We start from the raw sequence: 18,395 nt of genomic DNA on the forward strand, positions 1-18,395 counted from the left end.
CGTATTGAGATCAAAAATAATGTTTGACCGTCACGAGATGCGGAAAGGAAGGTTTATTCAGGCCCCGGCGGCGCGTTCTCTCAACACACGGTGCTGCTGCTCGAGAGCCACCAGTTCGCCGAAGAGCCGCTTGTACTCCTGCTGCTCCTCGACCGGATTGAGCCGTTGCAATCGTGACTTCACCTGGGTCAGCGCCCGGCCCACCGCGGTCTCGTGGAGCTTCGCCAGCATCGCCGAGGCGTACCGCTCCTCCACGGCGGTGTCGGCGCGCAGCGCCTCGACGGCGAACCGGGTCGTCATCGACCGGAGGTCCGCCCCCTGTTCGCCCGTCGCCGAGGCCGAGCCGGCCTGCTCGAGCAGCCGGTCGACCCATTCGCGGCCGCCGGACCCTCCCATGGCGGTCCCGCCGACGGCCATGATGATCGCGTACAGGCCGACGTGCTCCGGCAACGTGAACGTCTCCGCGCCGAGCGCGTCGAACTCCGGCCCGAGGAGGGCCGGCCGCTGGACCGCGAGTTTGAGCACCTCGACCTCCAGCCGCACCGCCGGGTCGACCGCCTCCTGCCTCGGCGCGCGCGCCTGGCCGGGGCCCCGGTCCTTCCCGATGACCTGCTGGATTCTCCGGATGACGAAACCCTCGTCCATGAAGCCGAGCCAGCGGTCCAGGTCGACGACGTAGGTCTTCCGCAGGCCCGGGTCCTTGATGGCGGCCACCACGGGGGCGACCGCGTCGAGCGCGCCCAGGCGCCCCTCATTGGTGTTGAGGTCGTACCGGGACAGGACACTGCGGATGGCGAACGCGAACAGGGGCTCGCGGCTGGCCACGAGGTCCCGCACGGCCGCGTCGCCCTGCTTGACCCTCAGGTCACACGGGTCGAGCCCGTCCGGCTGGACGGCGACGAAGGTCTGGGTGACGAACTTCTGCTCGTCCTGGAACGCCCGCAGGGCCGCCTTCTGCCCGGCGGAGTCACCGTCGAAGGTGAAGATCACCTCACCGCGGAACTCCGCCTGGTCGAGCAGGAGCCGCCGCAGGACCTTGATGTGCTCCTCACCGAACGACGTGCCGCAGGTGGCCACCGCCGTCGGCACGCCGGCGAGATGGCAGGCCATCACGTCGGTGTAGCCCTCGACGATGACCGCCTGGGACCGCTTGGCGATCTCCCGTTTGGCCAGGTCGACGCCGTAGAGGACGGAGCTCTTGTGGTAGATCGGGCTCTCGGGGGTGTTCAGGTATTTCGGGCCGTCGTCGGACTCGAGCAGCTTGCGCGCTCCGAAGCCGATGACGTCGCCGGTGATGTCCCTGATGGGCCACACGAGCCTGCCGCGGAACCGGTCGATCGGTCCCCTGCGGCCCTCCCGGGCGAGGCCGCCCCGGATCAGCTCCTGCGCGGTGAAACCACGGCCCATGAGGTGCCGCGACAACGCCTCCCACTCGGCGGGCGCGTGGCCGACGCCGAAGCGTTCGGCGTCGACGCGCTCGAAGCCGCGCTCGGACAGGAAGCGCCGTCCCGGCGCGGCGTCCGGCGTCGCGAGACGCTCGGCGTAGAATTCGGCGGCCGCCCGGTGCGCCTCGATGAGCCTGGTCCGTTCCCCCTGCTCGCGGCCGGGAACGTAACCGCCCTGCTCGTAGCGGAGCTGGATCCCGCCGCGCTGCGCGAGCCGCTCGACGGCCTCGGTGAACGTCAGGTTCTCGATCTTGCGGACGAACGTGATCACGTCGCCGCCCTCGGCACAGCCGAAGCAGTAGTAGTAACCGCGGGCCGGGGTGACGTTGAAGGAGGGCGACTTCTCGTCGTGGAAGGGGCACAGACCCTTCAGGTTGCCGCCGCCCGCGTTGCGCAGCTGGATGTGCTCACCGACCACATCGGCGATCGGTGATCGCTCGCGAACGATCGCGATGTCCTCGTCACTGATCCGCCCTGCCACTCTGGCGAGTTTAGGCCCTGCCGGCGGTACCGTGGGCTCCCCGCCCCACACGGTTCCGGTCGGTATGGCCGCGGGCGACGTGGCGATCTCCGCCCGAGACGGGGCAGGGTGACTTCATCGAACGGGTCGTGACGAATGCGGCGGTCCGTTACAAAGGAGAAGTTCAGTAAGGTCAACCAGGTGGAGATCATGCGATCGGGGAAATTGGCCCTCCTCGCGGGTGCCGGATGTCTTGTCGCGGCCTGCAGCGGCCCCGCCGGGGACGCCGGTGCGACTGCGGCGCGACCGTCGTCGGCCACATCCACAGGCGGCACGTCCACAGGCGCCACATCCTCAGGCGGCACGTCGTCGAACGGCACGCCCACGAAAGCCACCGCCACACCGCGGCCGGCGGCCGGGATCGTCTCCGCCGGGGGCGCCCCGGTACGGGTCCTCCCCCCCAAGGTGTCGCCTTTCACCTACGCGTTCCCGGTCAAGGGATGCCGGGTGACCTATGCCCGCAAGTTGCTGGCCGGCCTGCCCAAGAGCACGATCTGGGCGGCCAAGGGATGCGCCTTCGTTTCGCCGGTCGACGGCGTCGTGCGCGAGGTGAACACCAAGAGCACGTGGAAGCCCGAGACCGACGTCGGCGCGGACCGCGAAGGCCGCTTCGTGACGATCCTCGGCAAGGACGGCGTGCTCTACCTGGGCGGCCACCTCGCCTCCGTCACGCCGGGCCTGAAGCCGGGCCTGAAGGTCCGCGCCGGGCAGCGGCTGGGATCGATCGGCAACTCCGGCAACGCGGTCGACACGGCGAGCAACCTCTACTTCGGCATGTCGTGGCCGACCGACCCCAAGTACTGGTGGGTCCGCCGGGGCATGGTCGAGCCGTGGACCTTCCTCGACGCGTGGCGCAACGGGAACCATACGTTGTCCCCCAAGCAGGCCACGCTCAACGAGCGCAAGCGCGTCGGCGCGCTCCCCAAGTGCACGGTGCTCTGCGTGCCCAAGCCCGCGGACAAGCCCGACCCGCAGAACTCGCAGGGCGACGGCGCCGCCACCACCTAGCCCGTACGGCGACGGCGGGCGGGTCAGGTCAGCTCAGGTCAGTTCAGGAGGTCGCCGAGAGGGATCTTGGGGTCGGCGAGCCGGCCGAGATCCACGGCCCGGCCCGCCTGTCCCGCCCGTACGAGGGCCTGGATCTCCTCCGTGACGTCCCACACGTTGACGTTCATCCCGGCGAGCACGCGGCCCTGCTCGACCCAGAAGACCAGGAACTCGGGCGTGACCGCCGCGTGGATCGCCGGGTCGCCGCGGTATACGACCTGGTCATGACCGGCGACGTCCCCGGAGAACTCCATGCCGAGGTCGAACTGGTCGGTGAAGAAGTACGGCACGCGGTCGTAGACGACGGCCTGCCCCAGCATCGCGCGGGCCGCGGCGGGGCCTCCGTTGAGCGCGTTGGCCCAGTGCTCCACCCGGATCCGGCGGCCGAGCAAAGGGTTGACCGCCTCCGCCACGTCGCCGGCCGCGTAGATATCCGGGTCCGAGGTGCGCAGCGACGCGTCCACGACGATCCCGTCCGCGATCTCCAGCCCGGCAGTCCTGCCGATCTCGACGTTGGGCGAGGCGCCGATGCCGACCACGACGTCCGTCGCCGGCAGCACCTCACCCTCCGAGGTCACCACCTCCCGGACATCTGACGTGCCGCGCAGCGCCTGGACCGAGGCGCGCAGCCGGAACTCGACCCCGTGCGCCCGGTGCAGCGACGCGAAGATCTCACCGACGGCCGGCCCGAAGGTCCGGTGCAACGGCGTGGGATCGGGCTCGACGACCGTGACCGCGCACCCCGCCTGACGTGCGGCGGCCGCCGTCTCCAGGCCGATCCACCCCGCCCCGACGATCACCACGTCGCCACCGCGTGCGAAGGTGTTCCGCAACGCCTGGCTGTCGGCGACGGTCCTGAGATAGTGCACGCCGCCGAGATCGGCGCCCTCCACGCGGAGCGGCCGCGGGCTCGCGCCGGTCGCGATCAGCAGCTTGTCGTACGGCTGCGGCGCGACGACGTCCTGCCCCTCCCCCGTGGTCAGGGTCACCATCCGCGCCCGCGGGTCGATGCTCGTGGCCGTGGTCCCCAGCCGCAGGTCGACCCCCTGGGCGTCGTACCACTCGGGATCGTGGACGTAGACCTTGGTCAGCTCGGTCGATCCCTGGAGGTAGCCCTTGGAGAGCGGCGGGCGCTCGTACGGACGTTCCCGCTCGCTTCCCACGAGCACGATGTCCCCGGTGAAGCCCTCGGCACGAAGCGTCTCAGCGGCCTTCGCCCCGGCCAGCCCCGCGCCGATGATCACGAAAATGGGCATGGATCCTCCTCGACCGGTCCTCGTGCGCCCGCCACGGGCCACACGCCGTCGAAACTATCTCAGGCCGTCCGGCGCCCACGGTGCTTCCGTCAAGCGACCGAATCGCCGCGATCAGGCACGGGCCGACAACCGGCGGTGCCAGGCCAGCGCCGAGGCGTCGGTGAGCGAGGCGATCTGGTCGACGACCGCGCGCAACCGCCCCGCGTCGTCGGCGGCCTCCTCGAACCGGGGGCGCAGGGCGGGCTCGAGCGTCGCGGGAGCGCCCAGCATGATCAGCGACCCGAGCTCCGCGATCAGGTCGCGCTGCCTGGCCTGGGTGGCGTGGTGGTCGTCCCTGGACATCACGTAGTAGGCCGTCACCCCCTTGAGGAGCGCGCACTCCAGCCGCGTCGCCGCCGGCACGACGAGGTCCGCCGAATGGCGACCGGCCGGCTCTCCCCCGGCCCGTGCCCCGCGTACGGCGCTGGAGCCGTACACGTCGCGGGTGGCGACCTGCGCGGATGTGCAGAAGCGCCCGATCAGCCCGCTGGTGAGGCGCTTGAGCCCCGCCAGGTCGACCAGGCCGGCGTCGAAACGGCCCGGCCAGAGCGGGTCCGCGACCAGCCTCGCGAAGATCTCGGCCAGCTCGTTCAGGTCGGCGTCGGGCACGTACCAGTCGCGCGTCAGACGGCAGACGGCCGCCCTCTCCTCGGGGTCCCGCAGCGCCTCGAGGGTGACGTGGCCGGAGGTCAGGGCGTCCTCCAGGTCGTGGACGGAGTAGGCGACGTCGTCGGCCCAGTCCATGATCTGCGCCTCGAAGCTGATCGAGTCGCCGGGCGCTCCCTCCCGGATCCACCGGAAGACCGCGAGGTCGTCGGGATAGACGCAGTACGGCCGGCCCTCACGGGCGTGGGGCACTCCGGGGGCCTGGAAGGCGTGGCTGGTCCAGGGGTACTTGCACACCGCGTCGAGGGTCGCGCGGGTCAGGTTGAGCCCGGCGCTGCGGCCGTCCTCGGTCATGACCTTGGCCTCCAGGCGGGTGAGCAGGCGCAGGTTCTGCGCGTTGCCCTGGAAGCCGCCGCACCGGGCGGCCATGCGGTCGAGCGCCATCTCGCCGTTGTGGCCGAAGGGCGGGTGGCCGAGGTCGTGGGCGAGACAGGCCGTCTCGACGAGATCGGGGTCGCGGCCGAGGGCCTTGCCCATCTCGCGGCCGATCTGGGCGCACTCGAGCGAGTGCGTGAGCCGGGTGCGCGGGCTGTGCATGCTGGCGTAGTCGGTGGGGGTCACCACCTGGGTCTTGGCCGCGAGCCGGCGCAGCGAGGCACTGTGCAGCACCCGCGCCCTGTCCCGCTCGAACGCGCTCCGCTCGGGGTTGCCCGGCGGCTCGGGCGCCCATCGCGCCTGGTCGTGTTCGTCGTAACGGGTCATCCGTCCTCCCCCTTCCCCTCCCCGGCCCCGTACCTCTCCCGCGGCTCCGGAGACGGGGAGAGAACCGTACCCCTCGAATCCCGACCTCACGACGAACACCCTGGGAACACTTCGGGGCGCTCGGCCCCGCTCACCGACGAATGTCGGTCTGAATGTTGGTCGACTAACACATATTTCGACATTGATGACTTTGGTCGGGTCAAGCACCATGAGTGGAACTCGGGGAAAGTCGGGGATTCCGTCACGCCTGAGAAGGAGCTTCGGTGGCCGATCGTGAGCTCGTGGAGGTTCTCCGTTCCGGACCCTTCGAGCACGCCCTGCGGGTGGCGATCCGGGCGCGGGGGCTGAGTCTCGACCGCATCCACGCCCGTCTGCGCGAGCGGGGCGTCCACATCAGCCTGTCGAGCCTGAGCTACTGGCAGCGGGGCCGGTCACGTCCCGAGCGTGCCGCCTCTCTCGTGGCTCTGCGCGAACTCGAGACCATCCTGGCGCTTCCCGCGTACTCGCTGATCGGCCTGCTGGGACCGCCCCGCCCGCGCGGACGCCGTACGGACCCGTCTCCTGGCGTGATCACGGTCCTCAGCCAGCACGAGCAGGTGGTCGTGGGGGCGGACCGGAGACGGCGGCTGGCCCGTGCCCGGCTGGTCCTACGGGCGACGGCGGCGGGCGCCGACCGTTGCGTCGTCGCGCACCCGACGGGCATCCGCCTGCTCCGCACCGACTGCTGCAGGCCGGGACGCAGCGGCGTGGACGAGACGGGGACCACCACACTCGACGAGCTGATCTTCGACCGGCCGCTGGCCGCCGGGGAGACGCGGATATTGGAGTACTCGACCGGGTTCTCCGGAGGCGCGCTCGACGCGGACCACCACGTCCGCCTCCTGCACGTCCCGGTCCAGCAGCACGTCGTGCAGATCCGCTTCGAAGGCCCCACGCTGCCGGTCCGCTGCTTCCACACCTGGTCCCCCGACCCGTGGGGGGAGCCGGGGGACGCGGGCGAGTTGCACGTCGACGCGTACGGGACGGTCCACCTCATCGACGCGGACGCCCGTCCGGGCGCCCGCGGGATCCGATGGGAGTGGGTCTGACAGGGACAGGGACAGGGGTCAGGACTGGGTGATCTTCACCTCGTCCACGCCGGCCTCCACGAGGCTGGCACCGGAGGCGTCGGCCGCGTCGACGAGGATCCGCACGCTCTGCCCCGCGAAGCCGGTGATCGTCGCGGTCGCCGTGCTCCAGGCGGCGTCCCGGTCCGTCGCGGCGCCGAGTTGCTGGAAGACGGTGCTCGTCGTGTTGCCCACGACGCGTACGCGCAGGTAGTCGGCGCTGGAGGCGTTGGAACCGTGCCCGAGGTACCACGCGAACGACAGGGTGAGGGTGCCCGACGACGGAAGCGTGATCACCGGGGACCGGATCGAGGTCACGCCGCCGTCCACGTCGAAGTCGCCGGCGCTCGCTCCGGCCGCGGCGCCGGTGACCAGGTCGAAGCTTCCGCCGGCCGTCGTCCCCAGTTGCTTGGCGCCGCTGGAGTTGGTGTCGGCCGGGTTGGCCCGCTCCCAGGCCCCGGAGGTCGCGGTGTCGGTGGCGGAGGGGTTGACGGTCCAGCCGGTCGCGGTCTCGAACGTGTCGGAGTAGACGGTCGTGGGCGCGGGCCCGCCTCCACCGCCGCAGTACGTCGACTCCTTCCCGATGACGCGGTAGACGCAGTCCGAGTACTCCAGCAGCATGAGCACGGCCGCCTTGTTCCGCGCGGTCTGCGTCGCGATCTGCTCGTCACCCGGGTAGAAGCCGGGATTGCTCGCGACGGGATACATCTCGAACGTGTAGCTGAAGATCTTCTGGGTGGCCCACAACCAGTCGTCGATGGAACCGTCGGTGATGTAGAGGTCGCTCGCCTGCTCGGCGGTGTAGCCGTTGGTCGCCGCCATGTTCCGGCCGAGCGTGGCGAAGGCGTTCCTGTCGTCGACCGTCAGGCCGGGACCGGTGTCGGCGGTGGTGTACCCGTAGGGCCACAACACGAGCTCGCCGTAGGTGTGGAAGTCGATGTTGGTCTTGATCTGCTGGACGCCGCCGACGACCCGGCTGCGCACCCAGTTCGCGGTGGCCTTGACCTCGGGAGCGGACTCTCCCGCCGAGCCGCGGTAGGTCTCACTGGAGGTGCTGCCCGACGAGCCGCCGCAGCAGCCCCAGTTGTAGGCCCAGTTGCGGTTGAGGTCGGTGCCGACGCCGGTGGAGCCGGAGTTGGGCTGGCGGTTCTTGCGCCAGGACCGGTACGACCCGGTCGCGACGTCGTACTCGCCGCCGTCGGGGTTGAGGTCGGGCAGGATCCAGACCTCCCGCGTGTTCACGAGGTTGGTGATCTGACTGTCGCTGCCGTAGGAGTCGGTCAGCAGGTTCATCAGGTAGATCGCCATCTCGACGGTGAGATGCTCACGGGCGTGCTGGTGGGCGGTGAACAGGACCTCGGGCTCGCCCTCGTCCGTCCCCACGTTGTCGCTGATCTTGACGCCGATGAGGGCCCTGCCCTCGTACGACGTGCCGTAGGTGAACTTGCTCGCGATGGTCGGGTGATCGGCCACGAGCTGGTTCACCACGGCCGTCAGCTCGGCGTAGTTGTGATAGCCGGAGTCGGCCGGCGGGAAGTCCAGGGTGTGGACCTGCCCGTCGCCCGTCTCCGCCGGGAGCTCGGTCGCCGTGAACCCGAGCCTGCGGATGGCCTTGACCTCCTCGAGGTTGGCCGTGACCACGAGGTTCCGGCCGTGGACCTCGTCGATCGCCGCACCCGTGCGCGCCACCGCGGAACGCTGCGTGACGTTCGACGGGCCGTCGACCTGGTACTGCTTCGACGGGGGCGGCTCAGAGGCCGACGATGCCGGGGGGCCGGCCACGAGGACGGCCGCCAGGACCGTCAGGATGCCTAATAAAGGTAGGAACAGGCCTCTTCTCACTCCACGCCCTCCCTGAAGGTAGGTACGTAGAGTGATCAAACGGATTCAGGCCATCAAGAGCCGCCGGATCCACGGCCCCACTCCGTCAACCTTCCTGTCTTCCGACCAGGGCCTTCCACAATGAATCCGGCGGATCTGTGGAACTTCACAATCAGCGGGTGTCACTCTCCGACGAGACGAGGGCCGCCCGCCCGGCCTCTAACCGCGCGACGGGCACGCGGAAGGGTGAGCAGGAAACGTAGTCCAGCCCGATCTCGTGGCAGAAGTGCACGCTGTCCGGATCGCCGCCGTGCTCTCCGCAGATGCCGAGCTTGAGCCCGGGCCGGGTGCGCCGCCCCTCCTCCGCCGCGATCCGCATGAGCCGCCCGACCCCGTCCCTGTCGATCGACTCGAACGGCGAGACGCCGAAGATCCCCAGGTCGAGGTACTTGCCGAAGAACGCGCTCTCGACGTCGTCGCGGGAGAACCCCCAGGTCATCTGGGTCAGGTCGTTGGTGCCGAAGGAGAAGAACTGGGCCGCCTCAGCGATCTGGCCGGCGGTCATGGCCGCCCGGGGAACCTCGATCATCGTGCCGATGAGCGCGTCGACGCCCATCCCGGCGAGGATCGCCTGGGCCTCCTCACGGACGATCTCCAGCTCCTGCACGGCCCCGACCAGCGGGATCATGATCTCCGCGTGCCGGGCGCCCGTCCGCCCCGCGGCCGTGGCGATCGCGCGCACCTGCATGGCGAACAGGCCCGGGATGGCGAGGCCGAGCCGTACGCCGCGGAGGCCGAGCATCGGGTTCTGCTCGTGGAGCCGCTTGACCGCCTCCAGGAGCCTCCGGTCCTTGTCGGCCGCCGCGTCACCCGCCCTGTCACCCGCCAGGGCCACCCGGACCGACAGGTCCGTGAGGTCCGGCAGGAACTCGTGCAGGGGCGGGTCGATCAGCCGGATGGTCACCGGAAGCCCGTCCATGGCCTCGAACAGCCCGGTGAAGTCGGCCGTCTGGAGGGGTTCGAGCGCGTCGAGCGCGGCCTGCCGCTCCTCGGGTGTGGTGGCCAGGATGAGGTCTTCGACGAGACGCCTCCGGTCGCCGAGGAACATGTGCTCGGTACGGCACAGCCCGATGCCCTGCGCTCCGAACCTCCTGGCCCTGGCGGCGTCCTCCGGCGTGTCCGCGTTGGCCCGCACGGCGAGGGCGCGGACGGAGTCGGCGTGGGCCATGATCCGGTCCACCGCGGCGACCAGCTCGTCGTCCGGCCGCCTTCCCTCGAAGTACTCGACGACGGGAGACGCGACGACGGGGACCTCGCCCAGGTAGACGGCGCCGTTGCTGCCGTCGATGGAGACCACGTCGCCCTCCTCGACGACCGTGCCGTCCGGAGTGGTGAACCGCCGGGCGCTGACGTCGACCTCGAGCTCCTCGGCCCCGCACACGCAGGTCTTGCCCATGCCCCGGGCGACGACGGCGGCGTGCGACGTCTTGCCTCCGCGCGAGGTGAGGACGCCCTTAGCCGCGATCATGCCGGAGAGGTCGTCGGGATTGGTCTCCCGCCGCACGAGGATGGTGTCCTCACCGCGCGCGGCGAGCTCCACGGCCCTGGCGGAGGTGAACACGGCCTTGCCCACCGCGGCCCCCGGGGAGGCGTTCATGCCCGTCGTCAGCCGGCGGTTGTCCTCTCCGGTCGCGAATCGGGGGAACATGAGCTGCGCGAGCTGGCCCCCGGTCACCCGCGTGACGGCCTCGGCCATGTCGATCAGGCCCTCGTCGACGAGCTGGATCGCGATCCGGAACGCCGCCTCCGCGGTCCGCTTGCCCACCCGGGTCTGCAACATCCACAACTTGCCGCGCTCGACGGTGAACTCGATGTCGCACAGGTCGCGGTAGTGGCCCTCCAGAGTCGCCATGATCTCGAGCAGCTCGCGGTAGGCGGCCGTGTCGATCTTCTCCAGCTCCTGCAGGGGCACGGTGTTACGGATCCCCGCGACGACGTCCTCACCCTGGGCGTTCTGCAGGTAGTCGCCGTAGACGCCCCGCTGCCCCGACCCGGGATCCCGGGTGAACGCGACGCCGGTGCCCGAGTCCGCCCCGAGGTTGCCGAAGACCATCGCGACCACGTTGACGGCGGTGCCGAGCCCTGCGGGGATGCGCTCCTGACGCCGGTAGAGCACGGCCCTGGGCGCGTTCCACGAGTCGAAGACCGCCCTGATCGCGAGGTCCATCTGCTCGCGCGGGTCGGCGGGGAAGTCACGGCCGCTCTCCGCGCGGACGATGCCCTTGTACGTCTCGACGAGCCGCTGGAGGTCGGCCGCCTCGAGGTCGGTGTCCTCCCTGTCGCCCTTGAGCTCGTCGATCGCCCTCTCGAACAGGTCACCCTCGATGCCCAGCACGGTCCTGCCGAACATCTGGATCAGCCTGCGGTAGGAGTCCCACGCGAACCGCTCGTTGCCCGACTGCTTGGCCAGGCCGAGCACGGAGTCGTCGTTGAGGCCGATGTTGAGGACCGTCTCCATCATGCCGGGCATGGAGAACTTCGCCCCGGATCGGACGCTGACGAGCAGGGGGTCGTCGGAGTCGCCCAGCCGCTTGCGCATCCGGGATTCGAGACCCGCGAGATGGGCGGCCACCTCGCCGTCGAGCCCGTCCGGCATGCCGCCGTGACCCAGGTAGTGGCGGCACGCCTCTGTCGTGATCGTGAAGCCGGGAGGCACAGGGAGATCGAGATTGGTCATTTCCGCCAGATTGGCGCCCTTACCACCGAGCAGATCCTTGAGGTCCTTGTTGCCCTCGGTGAAGTCGTAAACGTACTTGGGCACGTGAGCTCCTTCGCGACTTCAAAATCCAACGCGCAGATGCCCGGACTCTACCGACAAATAACAGGGTGAAACGTCACACCTCCAGTGATAGGGCATATGCCCAGGTAGGAGGGTATGCATAGGTCTAATCCACTGCATAGTCACGTAAAAGTCGATCATTTTTCCGCTGCACCACAAGTGGTATAAACCAATTTCACGACATCGCCGGTGATTCACCTCACGTTTCGACCGGGTTAATTGGTGTAGACCATTTCTTCGACCGGTGCCGCTTTCCGGTGAGTCCGCTCACATCGTGCGGGACCGTGCGATATAAAGGAGCAACCCTCCCGATACAACCGATTACGGAGGGTACTCGTGTCGCGAAGGCTGTGGCGTGCCACGCTGGCGGGGATCGTGAGCTTCGGCGCGGCAGGGCTGGGCGCGGCGGCCTGCGGATCCCGGGAGGTCGCCACGGCCGGGGCCACCCGCCTGGACCCTCTGGCATGGACGCAGTGCGAGCAGGTCTCCACGTCGTCAGGGTTCGAGTGCGCGAGGTTGCAGGTGCCGCTCGACTACGCGAAGCCCGACGGTGAGAAGATCGGCATCGCCCTGATCCGGCTCAAGGCGGCCGACCCCGGCAGACGACTCGGCTCGCTCGTGTTCAACTTCGGCGGCCCGGGCGGCTCAGGCGTCTCCACGCTGCTCAACGCGGCCTCCGCCTTCTCCGTCCTCGGCCGCCGCTACGACCTCGTCAGCTTCGACCCCCGCGGCGTGGATCGCAGCAGCGGGGTCAAGTGCCTCGACGACCGGCGGATGGACCAGTTCCTCGCCGAGGAACCCAGCATGAACGTCGACACCGAGCGCGCCCTCGACGTCGAGTTCGCCAACGCCTGCTACAAGAACTCGGGCAAGATCCTTCCGTACATCGGCACGGTCAACGCCGCACGGGACATCGACGCGCTCCGTGCGGCGCTGGGCGACTCCCACCTCAACTACTTCGGCTTCTCCTACGGCACCCATCTCGGCGCCGTGTACGCCACGCTCTATCCCAAGAACGTCGGCCGGATGGTGCTGGACTCCGCGCTGGACCCCTCGGTGAGCATGCTCGAGATGTCCAAGACCCAGGCACTGGGCTTTCAACTGGCCTATGAGGACTACCTGGCCGACTGCGCGAAGACCGGTCAGAGCTGCCCACTGGGCCCGGACAAGGCCGCGGCCAACGGCGCGGTCCTCGCCCTCCTCGACGACCTGGAGCGCCGCCCCGTGAAGGTCGGGGACCGCGAGGTCACCGCGACGCTCGCCAGGACCGGCATCACGCAGGCCCTCTACAGCAGGCTGACCTGGCCCCTGCTCACCGACGCGCTGGTCGACGCGAGGAAGGGCGATCCGAGCGGCCTGCTCGCGCTCGCCGACCAGTACGCGGGCCGCCAGCCGAACGGGACCTTCTCGACGCTGCAGTCGTCCCTCCCCGCGATCCTCTGCGCGGACACGACGGATCGCCCGACCGTCGCCCAGGCGGGCGCGCTGGCACGGCAACTGCTGAAGCCCACTCCGATCTTCGCCTCCACCGCGGCCAGCGCGGGCATGTGCAGCGTCTGGCGGACGCCGGGTGAGGACACCAACAAGCACGTCGACGCCACGGGGTCGAACCCCATCGTCGTCGTCGGCGTCACCCACGACCCGGCCACGCCGTACCAGTGGGCGCCCAGGCTCGCCAACCAGCTCCGCACCGCCGTGCTGCTCACCCTGAACGGCGAGGGTCACGGCGCGTACGGCCAGAGCCCGTGCATCGACACCGCTGTGAACGCCTACCTGAACGACGGCAAGGTCCCCGCCAACGGCCTCACCTGCTGACCCCGGGGTCAGGTCGCGCGGGCGGCGGCGAGACTGGCCACGACGTGGTCGACGAATCCGTAGTCCTTGGCCTCCTCGGCCGTGAACCAGCGGTCGCGGTCGGAGTCCGCCTCGATCCGCTCCAACGGCTGCCCCGTGTGGGTGGCGATGCGCTCGGCCATCAGCTTCTTGGTGTAGCGCATCTGCTCCGCCTGGATCGCGATGTCGGCCGCCGTGCCGCCGATGCCGCCGAGGGGCTGGTGCATCACGATCCGGGCGTGCGGCAGGGCGTACCGCTTGCCCTTGGCGCCGGCGCAGAGAAGGAACTGACCCATCGACGCGGCGAATCCCATCGCCACGGTGACGACGTCGTTCGGCACGTATTGCATCACGTCGTAAATGGCCATCCCCGCCGACACCGATCCGCCCGGAGAATTGATGTAGAGGCTGATGTCGCGCTGTGAATCCTCCGCCGTCAGCAGAAGCAGCTCCGAGCAGATCTTGTTGGCGATCTCGTCGTTGACCTCCTGGCCGAGAATGATGATGCGCTGGCCCAGCAGGCGGTCTCCGAGTTGCTCCCTGCGCTCGCCCCGGCGTCCCTGATCCGTCATGTGGTCTCCCTCGTAGCAGCAGATCGTTCAAGCGACATTAACTCCGCGCATCGGGGGAAAGCCCGGTCTTTTCGCCGTCGGCACATTTCACTCTCAGCGCATACGCTTTAAGCAAATCCACTTCTCCCGGCCCGCTCAACGTGATCCGAGAACACGGGCCGCAATGGTCCGCAAACGCGGAAAGGCGCCTTCCCGGAATTCGGGAAGGCGCCTTTCGCGCTCTGTGAGACTCAGCGGCCGCTCAGTGTCCGGCTCGGTGTCCGCTCAGTCGTTGAGGTGCTGGCGGAGGTAGGACTCCACCTGGTCGAGGGACACCCGCTGCTGGGCCATGGTGTCGCGCTCGCGGATCGTCACGGCCTGGTCCTCCAGGGTGTCGAAGTCGACCGTGATCGCGAACGGCGTACCGATCTCGTCCTGGCGGCGGTAACGACGGCCGATGGCGCCGGCGTCGTCGAAGTCCACGTTCCACCGGCGGCGCAACTGCGCGGCCAGATCGCGGGCCATGGGCGACAGGTCCGCGTTGCGCGACAGCGGCAGCACGGCCACCTTGACCGGCGCGAGCCGGTGGTCGAGGCGCATGACCGTGCGCTGCTCCATGACGCCCTTCGCGTTCGGCGCCTCGTCGACGGTGTAGGCGTCGAGGAGGAACGTCAGCGTGGCCCGGTCGACACCGGCCGCCGGCTCGATGACGTACGGCACGTAACGGTCGCCGGACTCCTGGTCGAAGAAGGACAACTCCGTGCCTGAGGCCGCGGCGTGCGTGGTGAGGTCGAAGTCGGTGCGGTTGGCGATGCCCTCGAGCTCGCCCCACTCGGTGCCGGTGAAGTTGAACCGGTACTCGATGTCGACGGTCCTCTTGGAGTAGTGCGCGAGCTTGGTGTGCTCGAAGAGGCGGAGGTTGTCCTTGCTGATGCCCAGGTCGACGTACCACCGCAGGCGCTCGTCGATCCAGTACTGGTGCCACTCCTCGTCGGTGCCCGGCTTGACGAAGAACTCCATCTCCATCTGCTCGAACTCGCGGGTGCGGAAGATGAAGTTGCCCGGCGTGATCTCGTTGCGGAACGACTTGCCGATCTGGCCGATGCCGAACGGGATCTTCTTACGCGCCGACTGCTGCACGTTGAGGTAGTTGATGAAGATGCCCTGCGCGGTCTCCGGGCGCAGGTAGGCCAGGCCGGACTCGTCCTCGACCGGGCCGAGGTAGGTCTTCAGCAGGCCGCTGAACTGGCGGGGATCGGTGAACGCGCCCTTGGTGCCGCAGTTCGCACAGGTGATGTCGGCCAGGCCGTTCTCCGGCTCCTTGCCGCCGTGCTTCTCGGCGTACGCCTCGATCAGATGGTCGGCGCGGTACCGCTTGTGGCAGGACTGGCATTCGGTCAGCGGGTCGGTGAACTCCTTGACGTGGCCGCTGGCCTCCCAGACCTCGCGGGCGAGGATCACCGAGGAGTCCAGGCCGACGACGTCGTCGCGGCCCTGCACGACGGACTTCCACCACTCGCGCTTGACGTTGTTCTTGAGCTCGACACCCAGGGGACCGTAGTCCCACGACGCCTTCAGACCCCCGTAGATCTCGCTCGACGGGAAGACCAGCCCGCGCCGCTTGGCGAGGCTGACGATCGTTTCCAAGACGTCGGTGCGACGTGCCATCAGTGGAGCTCCATCCGGCTGGGTGTCGGCCCTGAGATCGGGTTCGGTAGATCGGGCGCTCCGGCGGGATCTCACGCCGGAGGCGGCCGGAGACTCCGGCCCCTGCCCTGATCCGTCATCAAGCTTAGGGGAATCCCCCGGCGGCTCGCTCAGGCGTTGCCCACAGTCCCTTCACGACTACGGTCGGAAACGCCAGGCCGGCCGTCCACGATCTCGAAGGCGCTCGGCTCGTTGATCATGAGGATCATGAGCGGGTACATGGCCATGCGGGCGGCCGACAGCGCCCTGCGGTAGAAGCCGGCGCCCTCCCACTCGGTGACCAGCGCCCACAGCACCGGCTCGTCCACGGACCTGCAGACCTGCCCGCGCACGTAACCGGGCTGGGCCGCCAGCACGTCGAGGATCTCCCGTGCGTGGGCGGCGAACTCCTCGGTCTGGGCGTCGGGAACCGAGTAGCGGATCAGGGCGAGCATGCCGCCCAGGATGCCATCCCCACGTGGCGGCGCGCGGAGCCGGGCCGGGAATGGCTAGGCTCGGGCACGTGGGAAGCGAATCCGATCCGACGCGCGGCACCCCGGCTCCGGGCCGCAGGGTGCCGAGCCATCCCCTGGCGCGCAAGCCCGCTCCGGGAACCGGGCCGGCGCGACCGGTGAAGCGCCCGCTGCCGGCGGGCGAGCAGTTCTTCACGCCGGGCGCGACCGGCCTCAGGCGCGCGATCGAGCTCAAGAGCGCGACTCCGCTGGTGTTCCTGTTCCAGTTGCCGCGCTGGCTCATGCCTGTGGTGCTGGTGGTGCTGTTGCTGGTGGGCCTGGCGGTGGCCGACTGGCGCGGCGGCGTCGCCCTGATCCCCGTGCTGGCCTTCGTGGCCTGGCTCGGCTACATGTCCTGGCCGTCGCTGGAGTTGCGCGGCCGCCTGCTGCGCGTGGCGGTCCTGGTCTTCCTCGTCCTGTTCGCCGTCACCCGGTTCGGCCTCCTCTGAGCCCGGCGCAGGCGTGTACGTGCGGCTTCGGCACGGGCGGATCATGTATGGTTCGCGATCGGCTCCAGGGTCGGTAGATTCGAAGTGCAAGCCGTACACAGGAGTCCCTCATGAGTAAGAGCCGCGACGCCGTTCACGAGATCCTCCGCCAGAACACGGGGTTCCGGAGCGCTCAGGACGTGTTCACCGAGATGCGGGCCGACGGCGCCAAGATCGGCCTGACCACGGTGTACCGGGCCCTCCAATCGCTCTGCGACGACGGGCGCGTCGACGTCCTGCGCAACGACGACGGCGAGTCCGTCTACCGGGCATGCCAGAGCCAGGTCCACCACCACCATCTCGTCTGCCGCCACTGCGGGCGCACCGTCGAGGTCGCGGGGCCCGACGTCGAGCGCTGGGCCGAGGTGGTCGGGGCAGAGCACGGCTTCACCCAGATCACCCACACCGTCGAGGTCTTCGGCACCTGCGCCTCGTGCACGGCGGCCATGAGCGATTGATCGCAATGCACAGTCGCGACCACAGAAGGAGGTGCCGTGCCGTTCAGCCATGACATGGTGTACTCGCTGTCCACCGTGGTCGACCTGATCAACACCTCGCCCGAGGCGGGTGAGCACGACGGGCTGGCCGACCTCGCGGACCTGGAGACCTTCGTACGGCTCCGCCAGGTCAGCGGGGTGGCGGCTCTGACCCGGCAGGACCTCACCGAGGTGCTGGAGTTGCGGCAGGCCTTCCACAACGTCTTCACGGCCCCGGACCGCACGACGGCGGTCTCCCGGCTCAACACGCTGCTCGGCCGTACGAGGATCACACCGAGCCTCACCGAGCACGACGGCTTCCCGCTGCACGTCCACTACTTCGCGCCCGGCGCCTCGGTCGCCGAACACCTGGCCGCCGACTGCGGCGTGGCCCTCGCCCACGTGCTGGTCGAGGACGAGTGGGAGCGGCTGCGCACCTGCGCCGCCCCCGACTGCTCCCACGTGTTCGTCGACGAGTCGCGCAACCGGTCCCGGGTCTACTGCGACAGCCGGACCTGCGGCAACCGCATCCACGTCGCCGCCTACCGGGCGCGCAGGCGGGCCTGACCCCGGCGGTCTCCGCTCAGACTCCGCTCAGTGCTCCTCAGAGTTCCTCAGACGGCGTTCGGTACGGCCCCGCCGTACCTTCTGTCGCGCTTGGCGTAGACCTCGCACGCCTGCCACAGGTCCCGGCGGTCGAAGTCGGGCCACAACTGGTTGAGGAAGACCATCTCGGCATAGGCGGACTGCCACAACATGAAGTTCGACGTGCGCTGCTCTCCCGACGACCGCAGGAAGAGGTCGACCTCGGGGATCTCGGGCTCGTCGAGGTAGCGGGCGAAGGTCTTCTCCGACACCTTGGCGGGGTTGACCCTGCCCGCGGCGATGTCCTGCGCGAGCTTCACGGCCGCATCGACGATCTCGGCCCGGCCGCCGTAGTTGACGCAGAACTGCAGGGTCAGCGTGGAGTTGCCCACGGTCATCCGCTCGGCGTCCTCAAGCTCCTTGATCACGCTCTTCCAGAGCCGCCCCGGACGCCCGGCCCACCGGACCCGGACCCCCATCTCGTTGAGCTGGTCGCGCCGGCGGCGGATCACGTCGCGGTTGAAGCCCATGAGGAAGCGGACCTCGTCGGGCGAGCGCTTCCAGTTCTCCGTGGAGAAGGCGTACGTCGACAGGTAGGGGATGCCCAGTTCGATCGCACCCTCGATGACGTCGAACAGCGACGCCTCGCCCATCTTGTGGCCCTCTGTCCTCGGCAACCCGCGCGCCTTGGCCCATCGGCCGTTGCCGTCCATGACGATCGCGACATGGCGCGGCACAAGATCACGCGGGATGGGAGGCGGAGTGGCACCTGACGGGTGCTGGGCAGGAGGACGAGCCATGTCACGAGCGTATTGGGTGTCAG

15 protein-coding genes are annotated in these 18,395 nt (G+C 69.2%); 6 read left to right on the forward strand and 9 right to left on the reverse strand.

Features of this window, described 5'->3' with window-relative positions; genetic code table 11:
• Positions 1–57 precede the first annotated feature (57 nt).
• Entirely contained in the window at positions 58–1,926 is a 1,869-nt protein-coding gene (gene dnaG, locus Pmi06nite_RS02510) for a DNA primase (protein WP_203951157.1), read from the reverse strand.
• A 189-nt stretch (positions 1,927–2,115) separates the two neighbouring features.
• Between dnaG and Pmi06nite_RS02515 the strand changes: the two genes are divergently transcribed.
• Positions 2,116–2,973 (forward strand): M23 family metallopeptidase, encoded by an 858-nt coding sequence (locus Pmi06nite_RS02515; RefSeq protein WP_239113560.1) that lies wholly within the window; start codon positions 2,116–2,118, stop codon positions 2,971–2,973.
• Between the two features lie 38 nt (positions 2,974–3,011).
• Here the strand turns inward: Pmi06nite_RS02515 and Pmi06nite_RS02520 are convergent, their stop codons facing one another.
• Both Pmi06nite_RS02520 and Pmi06nite_RS02525 read right to left on the reverse strand, forming a co-directional pair.
• Positions 3,012–4,268 carry an NAD(P)/FAD-dependent oxidoreductase gene (locus tag Pmi06nite_RS02520; RefSeq protein ID WP_203951159.1) on the reverse strand — a complete coding sequence of 419 codons (1,257 nt, stop codon included), beginning with the start codon at positions 4,266–4,268 and terminating at the stop codon, positions 3,012–3,014.
• A gap of 111 nt (positions 4,269–4,379) precedes the next feature.
• Positions 4,380–5,675, reverse strand: a complete 1,296-nt coding sequence (locus Pmi06nite_RS02525) for a deoxyguanosinetriphosphate triphosphohydrolase (RefSeq protein WP_203951160.1) — start codon at positions 5,673–5,675, stop codon at positions 4,380–4,382.
• Positions 5,676–5,938: 263 nt separating this feature from the next.
• On the opposite strand from Pmi06nite_RS02525, the gene Pmi06nite_RS02530 reads away from it, so the two are divergent.
• A complete protein-coding gene (locus Pmi06nite_RS02530) occupies positions 5,939–6,763 on the forward strand; it encodes a hypothetical protein (protein WP_203951161.1) in 825 nt (274 codons plus the stop codon).
• An 18-nt stretch (positions 6,764–6,781) separates the two neighbouring features.
• Here Pmi06nite_RS02530 and Pmi06nite_RS02535 read toward each other — a convergent pair whose 3' ends face one another.
• Together Pmi06nite_RS02535 and ppdK are read right to left on the reverse strand one after the other, a co-directional pair.
• Positions 6,782–8,623: a M14 family metallopeptidase gene (locus Pmi06nite_RS02535; RefSeq protein WP_239113522.1), complete on the reverse strand. Its 1,842-nt coding sequence runs from the start codon at positions 8,621–8,623 to the stop codon at positions 6,782–6,784.
• A gap of 151 nt (positions 8,624–8,774) precedes the next feature.
• The gene (gene ppdK, locus Pmi06nite_RS02540) at positions 8,775–11,423 is read right to left on the reverse strand and encodes a pyruvate, phosphate dikinase (RefSeq protein WP_203951162.1); all 2,649 of its coding nucleotides are present in this window, start codon (positions 11,421–11,423) and stop codon (positions 8,775–8,777) included.
• A gap of 354 nt (positions 11,424–11,777) precedes the next feature.
• On the opposite strand from ppdK, the gene Pmi06nite_RS02545 reads away from it, so the two are divergent.
• Complete coding sequence (locus Pmi06nite_RS02545) at positions 11,778–13,256, forward strand: alpha/beta hydrolase (RefSeq protein WP_203951163.1); 1,479 nt, start codon at positions 11,778–11,780, stop codon at positions 13,254–13,256.
• An 8-nt stretch (positions 13,257–13,264) separates the two neighbouring features.
• Here Pmi06nite_RS02545 and Pmi06nite_RS02550 read toward each other — a convergent pair whose 3' ends face one another.
• The 3 genes from Pmi06nite_RS02550 to Pmi06nite_RS02560 all read right to left on the reverse strand — a co-directional run bounded on the left by Pmi06nite_RS02550 (position 13,265) and on the right by Pmi06nite_RS02560 (position 15,966).
• Positions 13,265–13,846: an ATP-dependent Clp protease proteolytic subunit gene (locus tag Pmi06nite_RS02550; protein ID WP_203951164.1), complete on the reverse strand. Its 582-nt coding sequence runs from the start codon at positions 13,844–13,846 to the stop codon at positions 13,265–13,267.
• Between the two features lie 264 nt (positions 13,847–14,110).
• Positions 14,111–15,493: a glycine--tRNA ligase gene (locus tag Pmi06nite_RS02555; protein ID WP_203951165.1), complete on the reverse strand. Its 1,383-nt coding sequence runs from the start codon at positions 15,491–15,493 to the stop codon at positions 14,111–14,113.
• A gap of 149 nt (positions 15,494–15,642) precedes the next feature.
• Positions 15,643–15,966: an antibiotic biosynthesis monooxygenase family protein gene (locus Pmi06nite_RS02560; RefSeq protein ID WP_203951166.1), complete on the reverse strand. Its 324-nt coding sequence runs from the start codon at positions 15,964–15,966 to the stop codon at positions 15,643–15,645.
• A gap of 68 nt (positions 15,967–16,034) precedes the next feature.
• On the opposite strand from Pmi06nite_RS02560, the gene Pmi06nite_RS02565 reads away from it, so the two are divergent.
• The 3 genes from Pmi06nite_RS02565 to Pmi06nite_RS02575 all read left to right on the forward strand — a co-directional run bounded on the left by Pmi06nite_RS02565 (position 16,035) and on the right by Pmi06nite_RS02575 (position 17,554).
• A complete protein-coding gene (locus Pmi06nite_RS02565) occupies positions 16,035–16,472 on the forward strand; it encodes a DUF6703 family protein (protein ID WP_239113523.1) in 438 nt (145 codons plus the stop codon).
• Between the two features lie 110 nt (positions 16,473–16,582).
• On the forward strand, positions 16,583–16,969 hold the full coding sequence (locus tag Pmi06nite_RS02570) for a Fur family transcriptional regulator (protein ID WP_203951167.1): 387 nt from the start codon (positions 16,583–16,585) through the stop codon (positions 16,967–16,969).
• A gap of 36 nt (positions 16,970–17,005) precedes the next feature.
• Positions 17,006–17,554: a CGNR zinc finger domain-containing protein gene (locus Pmi06nite_RS02575; RefSeq protein ID WP_239113524.1), complete on the forward strand. Its 549-nt coding sequence runs from the start codon at positions 17,006–17,008 to the stop codon at positions 17,552–17,554.
• A 47-nt stretch (positions 17,555–17,601) separates the two neighbouring features.
• Here the strand turns inward: Pmi06nite_RS02575 and Pmi06nite_RS02580 are convergent, their stop codons facing one another.
• Positions 17,602–18,372 (reverse strand): isoprenyl transferase, encoded by a 771-nt coding sequence (locus Pmi06nite_RS02580; RefSeq protein WP_203951168.1) that lies wholly within the window; start codon positions 18,370–18,372, stop codon positions 17,602–17,604.
• Between the last annotated feature and the right edge of the window lie 23 nt (positions 18,373–18,395).

Origin of the sequence: Planotetraspora mira, assembly GCF_016863275.1 — a bacterium.
Taxonomy (GTDB): Bacteria; Actinomycetota; Actinomycetes; order Streptosporangiales; family Streptosporangiaceae; genus Planotetraspora; species Planotetraspora mira.